This window comes from Bifidobacterium avesanii, assembly GCF_009299475.1.
In the GTDB taxonomy this organism is placed as follows: Bacteria; Actinomycetota; Actinomycetes; order Actinomycetales; family Bifidobacteriaceae; genus Bifidobacterium; species Bifidobacterium avesanii.
Genome location: NZ_WBSN01000023.1, coordinates 22,475 through 32,847, shown reverse-complemented (window position 1 = coordinate 32,847; position 10,373 = coordinate 22,475). Strand labels below are relative to the sequence as shown.

General features: G+C 67.1%; 14 protein-coding genes. 8 read left to right on the top strand and 6 right to left on the bottom strand.

The genetic code is table 11. The annotated features are described in order from the left end of the window. The 4 genes from DSM100685_RS09625 to DSM100685_RS09610 form a co-directional block, all read right to left on the bottom strand. On the bottom strand, positions 1-224 hold a 224-nt coding region (locus tag DSM100685_RS09625; protein ID WP_152351123.1), incomplete at its 3' end, for a TetR/AcrR family transcriptional regulator. A 241-nt stretch (positions 225-465) separates the two neighbouring features. Beyond that, positions 466-783 (bottom strand): winged helix-turn-helix domain-containing protein, encoded by a 318-nt coding sequence (locus DSM100685_RS09620; RefSeq protein WP_152351122.1) that lies wholly within the window; start codon positions 781-783, stop codon positions 466-468. Positions 784-787: 4 nt separating this feature from the next. After that, positions 788-1,486 (bottom strand): hypothetical protein, encoded by a 699-nt coding sequence (locus DSM100685_RS09615; protein ID WP_152351121.1) that lies wholly within the window; start codon positions 1,484-1,486, stop codon positions 788-790. A 358-nt stretch (positions 1,487-1,844) separates the two neighbouring features. Then, the gene (locus tag DSM100685_RS09610; protein ID WP_152351120.1) at positions 1,845-2,276 is read right to left on the bottom strand and encodes a hypothetical protein; all 432 of its coding nucleotides are present in this window, start codon (positions 2,274-2,276) and stop codon (positions 1,845-1,847) included. A 116-nt stretch (positions 2,277-2,392) separates the two neighbouring features. On the opposite strand from DSM100685_RS09610, the gene DSM100685_RS09605 reads away from it, so the two are divergent. The 6 genes from DSM100685_RS09605 (at position 2,393) to DSM100685_RS09580 (ending at position 6,460) form a co-directional block, all read left to right on the top strand. Further along, positions 2,393-2,878 carry an aminoacyl-tRNA deacylase gene (locus tag DSM100685_RS09605; RefSeq protein WP_152351119.1) on the top strand — a complete coding sequence of 162 codons (486 nt, stop codon included), beginning with the start codon at positions 2,393-2,395 and terminating at the stop codon, positions 2,876-2,878. 76 nt (positions 2,879-2,954) lie between these two features. Continuing rightward, entirely contained in the window at positions 2,955-3,572 is a 618-nt protein-coding gene (locus DSM100685_RS09600; protein WP_152351118.1) for a pyridoxamine 5'-phosphate oxidase family protein, read from the top strand. Continuing rightward, complete coding sequence (locus tag DSM100685_RS09595; RefSeq protein ID WP_152351117.1) at positions 3,569-4,507, top strand: deoxyribonuclease IV; 939 nt, start codon at positions 3,569-3,571, stop codon at positions 4,505-4,507. The genes DSM100685_RS09600 and DSM100685_RS09595 overlap by 4 nt, the downstream gene beginning before the upstream one ends. Positions 4,508-4,520: 13 nt before the next feature. Next, positions 4,521-4,946, top strand: a complete 426-nt coding sequence (locus DSM100685_RS09590; RefSeq protein WP_152351116.1) for a VOC family protein — start codon at positions 4,521-4,523, stop codon at positions 4,944-4,946. 1 nt (position 4,947) lies between these two features. Next, complete coding sequence (locus tag DSM100685_RS09585) at positions 4,948-5,256, top strand: DUF2316 family protein (RefSeq protein WP_152351115.1); 309 nt, start codon at positions 4,948-4,950, stop codon at positions 5,254-5,256. 208 nt (positions 5,257-5,464) lie between these two features. Further along, positions 5,465-6,460, top strand: coding sequence for a VanZ family protein (locus tag DSM100685_RS09580; RefSeq protein ID WP_152351114.1), 996 nt, complete (start codon positions 5,465-5,467; stop codon positions 6,458-6,460). Positions 6,461-6,488: 28 nt separating this feature from the next. Here DSM100685_RS09580 and DSM100685_RS09575 read toward each other — a convergent pair whose 3' ends face one another. Beyond that, positions 6,489-7,253: an SOS response-associated peptidase gene (locus DSM100685_RS09575; protein ID WP_152351113.1), complete on the bottom strand. Its 765-nt coding sequence runs from the start codon at positions 7,251-7,253 to the stop codon at positions 6,489-6,491. Positions 7,254-7,507: 254 nt separating this feature from the next. Continuing rightward, positions 7,508-7,903, bottom strand: a complete 396-nt coding sequence (locus tag DSM100685_RS09570) for an HIT family protein (RefSeq protein WP_152351112.1) — start codon at positions 7,901-7,903, stop codon at positions 7,508-7,510. A 120-nt stretch (positions 7,904-8,023) separates the two neighbouring features. Here DSM100685_RS09570 and DSM100685_RS09565 point away from each other — a divergent pair, with 120 nt between their 5' ends. Beyond that, positions 8,024-9,535, top strand: a complete 1,512-nt coding sequence (locus DSM100685_RS09565; protein ID WP_152351111.1) for a DUF3375 family protein — start codon at positions 8,024-8,026, stop codon at positions 9,533-9,535. Positions 9,536-9,546: 11 nt separating this feature from the next. After that, the gene (locus DSM100685_RS09560; RefSeq protein WP_152351126.1) at positions 9,547-10,371 is read left to right on the top strand and encodes a DUF4194 domain-containing protein; all 825 of its coding nucleotides are present in this window, start codon (positions 9,547-9,549) and stop codon (positions 10,369-10,371) included. Positions 10,372-10,373: the final 2 nt, after the last annotated feature.

The following is a 10,373-nucleotide window of genomic DNA, read 5'->3' as shown; positions in this document are numbered from 1 at the left end:
GGGCGGGCGCTCAGGATGCGGCGCAGGTCGTAGATCGCGTTGTCGAGCAGCTGCTGCTTGAGGTCGTACTTGTCCATGTAGTGCATGTAGAAGGTGCCGCGGTTGATACCGGCGATGCGCGCGATGTCGCTTACCGTCATCGCGTCGAAGCCCTTCTCCTTGAGCAGTTGGGTGAAGGCGGCCTTGATCTTCGCCTCGGTGCCGGTGTTGCGCTTGCGTGCCATGCGTCATCCTCCGTTCCGTTTATATCAACATCGTGTCGTCTGGATAATAGTGCGGTGCACCAGTAAAGTCAACACGTTGTTCATGTCGGCGGGCGTGGAAGCCGGACTTTCCGATTTCTGACCTAATTGCCACGCAAAGAACCAGAACCATCCCCGTCGGTCGGATGTGAAAACGGCTTGGCTCCGCCGTTTTCACGCTGTGCCCCACAATGTCCCATCCGGTTCTTCGCGCGGCGTTAGGTCAGAAATCGGCTTCGGCTCCCTGGACGGGGGCGAGCAGCGCCTTGAGCGCGGCCAGATAGCCGTCGAACGCCTTGCGCCCTGCGGGGGTGATGGCCGCGTAGGTGGCGGGCTTGCGGCCCTCGAACGTCTTCTCTATGGTCACATAGCCGGCCTGCTCGAGCTTGGTCAGGTGCACGGACAGGTTGCCGGCGGTCATGCCGAGCAGGTCGGAGAGCTTGGCGAAGGAGAGCGAGGCGCCGTCGTCGATCGAGGCCAGCGTGGTCATGATCCTCAGGCGCGAGGTGGCGTGGATGAGCGGGTCGAGTTCCTCCGTCATGCGGTCACTTTCCTTCCATCAGCGCGGCGAAGGTGCGGTTGCGGCGGCCCAGCGTGAGCGCCCACACGGCGACGAGGATCATCGCCCCGCCGCCGACCAGCGACATGGCGAAGTAGCCGGCCGCGCCGCCGAGGAACGAGCCGGCGAACGCGAGGACCAGCATGACCACGCCCACGACGAGCTGGGAGAGGTCGCGCCACAGGGCGGACCCGACCATGTACAGCGCGCCGATGATGAGCGGCGCGACGATGTTGTAGAGCGAGGCGACCGCATCCGGGGTCAGGATGTCGCGGAACCGGGTGGCGAAGACCTGCAGGCCGCCGAGGCCGAAGCCGAACGAGAGGGCCCACGCCCAGCCGTAGATGGCCGCGCGCTTGGCGTTGGCGGCGCCGGAGCGGTAGCCTCGCCCGCCGCGTATGGCGACGACGGCGGAGGCGGCGATGCCGAGGATGAGGATGCCGCCGAACGCGAGCAGCGCCCAGGGCGCGGTGACGCCGTTGCCGGCCTGCGTGGCGGCGCCGAGCACGGCGTAGGCGACGAGGTAGGCGACGCCCCAGATCAGGCAGAACGCCCAGCTGAACGTGCCGAACAGGCGGTCCATGCGCTCGGATTGCTGTTTGACGATGCCGAGGGCCTCGCGCGGGTCGGCGATGCGGCCGTCGGCTTGGTCGGTGTTGCGATTGACGTTGGTTGGGGCGTTCATGATGTCTCCTTCTCGATGGTGTTCCATGACTTTTTCATGAACACAATCTACTTTACAGCATAAAGTAGATGATCGCAACAAGCGAATGGCGGATGCGTATGAGAGGCGAAGGAATGAATCAAGGAATGAATCATGGGCGCGGGGGATTGCGGGCGAGGCCGCGTGACGCTCGTGCGGAAGCGGAATGCCAGGGCAGCAGTCTGCGCGTCGGGCGAATGCGTGACGCGAAAGGGCGGAATGACTTATGGACGATGGGGACGATGGGCGAGGCCGCATGACGCGTGTGCGGGGTCGCCCATATCAAAACGGCCGCATAGGCGACGGGCGCGCACCGCGTTTGAGTTCCCGCGGCTCCCGTTCATTCGTCTTTCCCGTCCGGCCGTCCATGGGTTCGCGCATTGATCCGCGCATCGTGCCGCGGCATTCGTCCCGCCAGTTTGCGCGCCCATTCGACGCCGCGCACGATCACCCCGTACAGTAGCGCGGCGCAATCAGTCATCAGCATGACGGCGGTGACGAGCGCCAGCAATGCCGCCACGCCGAACAGTCCCTCGGACAGCGGCCCGGCGCCCTCCGGACACGGGTTCATCCAACCGTCGCAACCATACGGATAGTCGGCGGTCGCGGCGCTGAGCGCGAAAACCAGCGCGGCCAGCCATCCGATCAGTGGCGTGGACGCAAGGAGAACGCCGACGCACTTGTCGCATTGCGTCAGGGCACGCAGCGCGGCGTACAGCGCGGTCGCGGCGATAAGGCACGCGACGAGGGCGATAAGCAGCTTCGGAATCACGATTCTATGATATCCGTGGTCCCGATTCGTGATCCCGCTCGGAACCGGGAGAAGCACATGTCCGGCGTTCCCGACCGGGGTGGGAACGGTTCGGGCGACCGCGTCATAATGGGGACATGAACGAAAACAAACGCGAGGCCGTCGAGCGGTTCGTCGCCGCGCATCCCGACCGGGCGCGGCTCATCGCGCATGAGACCGCGATCGTGGATTTGGCGTCCGCGGCGACGGTGTTCGACCTCAGTCGCGCCGCCGCCACGTACATCGTCGAATCGAAGGAGGGAGTGGCCGCCGTGGTCGCCCTCGCGACGGGCCATCCGCAGTGGCGTCGGCTCGGCCGCGCGCTCGGCCTGCATCAGATCCATCTCGCCGCGCCGGACGAGGTCAGGCGGCGCACCGGGTACGACGTGGGCACGATCGGCCCGCTGCTCCTCGACGGCCTGCCCACGTACATGGACCGCCGGCTGCTCGCGTGCGACGAGGTGTACTGCGGCACCGACGACCCGCATCGCACGCTCGCCGTCGATCCGCGGCTCATTGCGGAATGCAACGCACTGGCAGGGTATTTCGACGGCGGCGAGTTCGAACGGCCCGCGCAGGCGTAGCGGCGGCGGACGGTCAACGCGCGCGGATATGGTTGCTGACAGTCGGCTTGACGGACACGAAGGGGATGGAACAGGCATGAGCGCGGAACATATGAGGCCGAAGCGCCGCGACGACGAGCGCACGGTGGCGGGCGGACGCCGCCAGATGCGCCGCGCCGACCGGGAGGTCACGGATGCGGCGGCGATCGGCGCGATCATCGACGCCTGCGACATCGTCGACATGGCGTACGTGGACGCCGAGGGCCTGACCGTGGTGCCGCTCAACTTCGGCTACGAACACGACTCCGAAACCGGCCGGCTTACGCTGTGGATGCATTCGGCGGTGAGCGGGCGCAAGCTCGACGCGATCCGTGCCTCGGGCAACCGCCTGCCGGTGGCGTTCACCATGCGCGCCGACTGCGAAGTCATCGAGGGGCGCGTCGCCTGCAACTGGGGCGAGGCATTCCGCTCCGTCGTCGGCAACGGCGCCGCGACGATCGTGGATGATTTGGACGAGGCCCGGCATGGTCTTCAGATGCTCATGGCGCATCAGGCGCGCATGCCGCACGTCGCATTCACCGACGCGCAGGTCCGCGCCGTGACCGTGTGGAAGATCGAAGCGGACCACGTCACGGCCAAGGCGCACGCCAAACCCGGCGCCGCGCACGAACGCGGGCCCGAACGCGAAACCCCGCAGAAGGAGACGACCGCATGAACGACGAAACCAACGAAACCACCGACGCCACCGAAACCACTCCGGGCGCGCGCCTGCTCGTCGGCTCGCACCTGTCCGCGTCCGGCGGATGGAAGGCGCTCATCAAACGCTCGCACGCCGAGGGCGGCACCACGTTCGCGTTCTTCCCGCGCTCGCCGTACGGCAGCCGCTCGAAGTCCCTGACCGCGGACGGCGCCGCCGCGTTCGGGGCTCAGCTGCACGCCGAGGGATACGGGCCGCTCGTGGCGCACGCGCCCTACGTATACAACTTCGCCGCCAAGGACGAGTCCAAGCGCGACTTCGCCGTGCGCGCGCTCGCCGAGGATCTGGCGATGCTCGCCCCGGTCGCCGCGGCCGGACAGGCGATCTACCTCAACATCCATCCCGGCTCGCATGTGGGTCAGGGCGCGGACGAAGGCATCCGGCTCATCGGCGAGGGACTGAACCGCGTGTTCGGGATCGTGTCGGACGCCGCCGGGGATGACGAAGCCGCTGGAGCCGTGCCGGTGCTGCTTGAGACCATGGCCGGCAAGGGCACCGAATGCGGGCGCAGCTTCGAGGAGATCGCCGCGATCATCGATCATGTGGATGCGCGCTGGCGGGCGCACGTGGGCGTCACGCTGGACACCTGCCACGTGTACGACGCCGGCTACGACCTCGTGAACGACTTCGACGGCGTGCTCGCCGACTTCGACCATGCGATCGGCTTGGGGCGGCTCATGGCCGTCCACGCCAACGACTCCCAGTTCGGATTCGGCTCGCGCAAGGACCGCCATGCCAACATCGGCGCCGGCAAACTCGGCGAGGCGTTCTTCGCGCGTCTGGTCAACGACCCGCGCACGGCCCGCCTGCCCATGGTCCTCGAAACCAAGGAACTCACCGAGACCACGCACCGCGAGGAAATCGCCCTGCTGCGGGGGCTCGTCAAGGCGTGAAGCGAGGCAAGGCATGCTGGACCATCTGACGCTGCGCGTGCGGGACGTGAACCGAAGCATCGAATTCTACCGGCGGGCGCTGGCCCCGCTGGGATACGTGGCCAAGGCGCACCACGAGCCGACCATCGGGTTCGGCGTGGACGACGGCACGCCGCACGCCGACTTCTACGTCTCGCCGATGGAAGGTAATGCGGCCCCGGGCGGCGACGCGGGGGATTGCCCGTCGCCGGTGACGCACATCGCGTTCCTCGCGCCGAGCCGCGAAGCCGTGCGCGCGTTCCACGAGGCGGCGCTTGCGGCCGGCGGCCGGGACAACGGCGAGCCCGGGCCGAGACCGTACCATCCGGGGTATTATTCCGCATTCGCGCTCGACCCGGACGGCAACAACATCGAAGCCGTGGTGGACTGGGCGCACGCCGGTGCGCAGGGGAAGGAGTGACATGTCGTTGACGAACGAACAGCGGGCGGCCACGATCCGCGAGTTCCGCGAGAACATGCGCCGACTGGGCTTGACCGCGGATGCGATCGGCGCGGACTTCGGGGTGAGCGGAAGGACGATCGAGCGGATCGTGGACCTGAAATCCGGCGTGCTGGAGTACCCGTGGATCGTGCGCGGGTACCTGCTGCGCAGGGCCGCCGAGGAAGGCGTGGAACTCGTGCCGTTCAGCGCGCTGCGCGGGGATCCGCACGACTACTGGTTTTTGGACGATGAGGTGATCGACGCGGGGGAGATTCGGGAACGCCCATAGTACGTATGTATGTACGCATATGAGCATATGAGCATATAAGCATGTGAGCGTAATTGAGGCGCTTTCAGCAAACATCCAAGGAATTCCCCGGATTTCAGCCTTGGGGATGATGCCGCCGCCATGCCGGATGCGATAAGCTGGCCGATCGGAACGCGGGAATGGCGTTCCGCCAGTCGATCAACGAAAACCGACAGGGAAGGTGCAGCACATGGCGTTTCTCCGAAGCTTCAGCATGTCGTTCGCGTTCGCGGTGGCGATGTGGCCGTTCGCATCGGCGGTGCTCACGCTGCCCGTGCTGGCGCTGCTCTACCGCCGCGACAACCGTTTGCGCTTCACGTCCGCGCTCGGCGCGTATCTGGTGGTGCTCTACCTGCTGTCGCTCGGCTGCTTCACGCTGTACCCCATGCCGGACGACGCGATCGCCTACTGCGCCACGCACCACCTGTCCCCGCAGCTCGACCCGCTCGGCTTCATCGGCGACCTGCGCTCGGACGGCATCACCGCGGTGCTGCAGATCGGCCTCAACGTGGTGTTCTTCCTGCCGCTCGGCTTCTTCATGGGACGCACGTTCCGCTGGCCGTTCCGCGTCGCGCTGCCCGTGGGGTTCTTCACCTCGCTGCTCATCGAGACCTCGCAGCTCACGGGCGTGTTCGGCCTGTTCCCGTGCGCGTACCGCCTGTTCGACGTGGACGATCTCATCTGGAACACGTCCGGCGCGATGATCGGATGGCTGGCCGCATGGCTGCTCAACCGTCGTTTCCCGGTCGAGGTGCTCGACGAGTCGGCGGTCACGCGGGAGCCGGGCTTCGTGCGCCGGTGCGTGGCCCTGGCCATCGACATGGTGCTGGTGATCGCGGTGTCCGCCCCGGTCGCGCTGCTGGTGCGCGTGGGCGCGGCCTATGCGTCGGCGTCATTCGGAGCCGATGTATACTTCGTCGTGCAGTCGGCCGTGTTCGCGCTGTTCGAGGGCCTGCTGCCGTGGCTGCGCGACGGGCAGACGTTGGGCGGCCGGTTCGTGCGCATGACCGTCGAGACGCGGCCGCGCACGGGATGGCGGCGGTTCGCGTTCTATGCGGCCCGCTTCGCCGTGCTGTACGCGATCCTGTTTGGCTCGCACTGGCAGTCGCCGTGGCCCGCGCTGGTGTTCCTGGCGTGCGCGGTGTGCTGGCTCGTCAGGCACCGCATGCCGTACGACTTCATCTGACGGTTCATGAAGATGCCCGGGACGCCTCTCAGAACAGTGTCGGCTGTGCCGCGCCCGTCGAGCCCATTGCATCCGTGGCGCCCGTGGCGTTCGGAGCGTCCGGAATCGGCGCGATGAGCCGCCTTCCGTCCTCGTCGTCTTCCGGCGGGGCGACCTCATGCCATCGCAGCGACCGTGAGTGCTCCGGCCCGCGCCCGCGCAGCTCATCCAGCAGGGAGACTCCGTCGACTGTGCCCTCGCCGCCAAGCCATGCCGCGACCATGTCCGGCGGCACGAGCAGCGGCATGCGGTCATGCACTTTGGAGAAACCATCCAGCGCCGGACAGGTCAGAACGGTCGCGGTGAGCCGCCAAGGTGCCGCGGGACCGGCGGCCGGATCCCGCCACCACGAGTACAGTCCCGCCATGGCCAGCGGCGAGTCGTCCGGCATGTGGAAATAGAACGGCCGGTCGCCCTTGAACTCGTAGTAGCCGGTCGCGGGAACGACCGCGCGCATGGAACGCACCGATTCGGAGAACGTGGGCCTGCTCGCCGCGGACTCCGCACGCGCGTTGTACGTGGGGTAGGGCAGATCGAAACCGCGGCTCCAGCGCGGCACAAGCGACCAGTGCGCGCCCGCGAGCCGGCGGCGCCCGGTCCGGTCCCGCGCCACAATGCCGATGACATGCCCCGGCTCGAAGCGATACGACGGCACGGCGGGAAGACCGGGGTCGCCCGCGTCCTCCTCGCGGTCCACGCCGAAGCGCCCGGCAACGCCATCCCAGCTCAGATCGAGCGCGAATCGTCTGCACATGCCCCCAACAGTGGCATCGACGCCGGACCGGAGCCGTTGGATTGAAGACGTCGAACCGAGGACGTCCGATCGAGCGAGTCGGCCCCTCCCAAAAGCCAAGATGCTGTTGAGTGGACGGCGACGTTGTGGGCGCGTTGTGCCCACAACGTGCCCACAACGTCACACCGCCAAAACCATCTTTCTCCAAACCTTGAGGCAACAACCCGGCGCGATAGTCCCGCAATCTGCTTCAAAGTCTGAAGAAAGGCGGCATGTCATCGCATTCGCCGCCACGCGGCGTCCAGCGAGATCGCGCGACCGGGCAGTTTCGGCCAAGTGTCCAAACCATCGCCATGCGATCGGGCCAGCAGATGCACATGGAAGTGCAACACCGATTGATTGTCTTCGAACGAGGTATTGAGCAGATCGACGCCGTCGAACCCGCAGTCCGCGACCAGATGTCGGGCGACGCGCTGCGTCAGGTCGGCCACCGCACGCAGAGATTCCGCATCGCAGTCAAGTATGTTGACCGCATGCCGCTTCGGTATGACGAGCAGATGATAATCGGCCTGATCGTCGGACGACACGAAACACAACGCCAGATCAGACTCCAAGACCGGCCGGCACGGCTCCTCGCCGCGCACGATATCGCAGAACACGCATTCACCCATACGCCGATCATAAGGCGGTATTGCGCTTCTTTAAACTTGGAGGATGGTGCCGTTGAGGAGCCCATATGCTAGCGTGCTGTAGGTAAAACGAAGCGAAGCGACGCGGAAAAGAGGAATGCGTTGGCCGATGTGAGGCGCGAGATGGAACGGCTCCGGCCGGTGTACGAGACCGGCGTGCTGCGCCTGCTGCTGCGGCAGAACTCCATGGTCTACGTGGCGCTGCTGCGCTCCTCGTTCGACCCGCTGACCGGCGAGCTCACGCGCGAAGTGCTCGAGGACCGCCTCGCGCAGGGGCTGCGAAGCCTCATCGCGTCCGGCGACTACACGCTCGCGGACGATCAGAGCGTGTCCGACGCGGCGCACGCCGTGCTCGTCGAGCTCACGCGCGAGGGCGACGGCGACTACGCGTGGCTCGCCAATTCGCTCGACGTGGCCTCGCACCGCTTCCTCTACCGCCTCACCGCCCGCGCCCATCGCGCGATCGAGGCGCTGTCCCGACTGGAGGACGACGCGCAGACCCTGTCCGGCGCGCAGGCGAACAGCATCATCATGGAGATCGAGCACGCGCGCATACGGCTCACCGCGGATCCGCGCGAGCGCATCGCGCTGCTCAACCGCGAGATCAAGGCCAACAAGCGGGAGATCAAGCGCATCCTCAACGGCGAGGACGAGCGCAGCCTGAACGCCGATCAGGTGGAGGACATCATCGCCGTGGTGCACAACACGCTGCGCGGCGTGCCGATCGACCTGCGCGAACTCGCCCTGAAGGAGCGCGACAACGGCGACATGCTGCGCCGGCGCATGCAGTCCGGCGACATGAGCGTGGACGAGATCCTCACCTCCTACCACGACGACTACCGCCGGTCCTACCGGGAATCCGACGCCGGCCGCCGGTTCGACGACGCGTTTCAGGTGATCGTCACCGACGAGGGGCGCAAGCAGATCGACGAGGCGATCCGCGACATCGCTCGCACGCCGTATCTCGACGGCGAGCCGAGCGCGCTGCTCGGTCAGGTGCGCGCCGAACTCGCGCGCATCTACGACGGCATCGAGGACGTGCGCCGCCAGATGCGCGCCTCCGACGAGGCGGTCAGCCGGCTCGTGCGCCAGCAGACCGACACCCGCTACCGCACCATGCTCGGCACGCTCAACAGGCTGTTCGTCAAGCTCAACGCCGAGGCCAAGGCCGCGCCGGACGACGACATGGCGCCATACGCCACCGACGTGTCCTCCGTGCGTCTCGCCGGACTGCCCACGCGCCCCGCCCGCCCGATGGTGCGCGACACGGCGCCCGGACTCGCCAGCGCCGGAAACGCGCCCGCCGGAGTCACGCCGGACCTGCGCGCGCTCATCGAGGTGGGCGGCCCGCGGCTGAAACGCATGGCGACGCTGCTGCGCCGCGATCCGGTGATGCGCGGCGGCGCGGTGGACATGGCCGCGAGCTTCAACCGACTGCCCGCCGACGAACGGCGGGAGAGCGAACTGGTCGGATTCCTCGGCGCGATCAGGACGACCGAGGGCGCATGGACGGAGTGGCATTGCGTGACGCTGAACGGCGAGGAGCGCGTCTGGCGCACGAGGCCGCTCATGGTCGCGCCGCAGGACCTCGACGAGATCGCGGAGGAATCATGACCACGGAGAGCATGACCGACGACATGACCGACGAAAGGAAGACGATGGACGAGAACCCGGAGGCGATGTTCGAGGGCGATTTAAGCGACATGCCCGCAGACGCGCGCGTGGCGGCCATCGCCCTCAAGCGCGACCGGTACGTGAGCGGCGAACTGTACGACATGGTGGAGGACAACCGCGACGCGGTGGTCCGCTCGCTCAACAACGACATGCTGCAGCTGGTCGTCGACCCGCGCTACCGGATCATGTACGCGACGCCCGTGGCCGGGCCGGACGTGACGATCCGCTCGCTCAAAACCCGCGTGAGCCTGACGCGCGAGGAGGCGGCGCTGCTCGCGTTCCTGCGCATCCGCGTGCTCGACTACGAGAATGTGCACACCGAACAGGACGCGTGGCTGGTGAGCTTCGAGGAGATCCGCGAGGCGCTGACGACCGGCGCCGGCTACCTCGCGTCGCGCAACGACGAGGAGGGCGTGCTCAAAAAGCTCGCCGCCGTGGTCTCGGCCACGGTGACGCACGGCTATCTCGCGCGGTCGGACGACGAGGAGGGCATGTACCGCATCACGCCGCTGGTGCCCGTGGTGCTCGACCGGAAGCTGGCCGAATTCTGGCTCGACGCGGATCCGAACGACGCCGAAGCGCCGGAGCCGGCATCCGCGGCCGGAACCGAGGCCGAGGAGGACGACGCGGACGACGACGTCGACTCCGGCGGCACCAGCGAATCGCGTCCCCAGGCGCCGACACTGTTCGATGCACCGGACGATGTGGACGATGCGAACGAATCGGGCGAACCGGACGGTATGGGCGGCCCGGACGACGGCAGCGAAGGGAAGTGAGC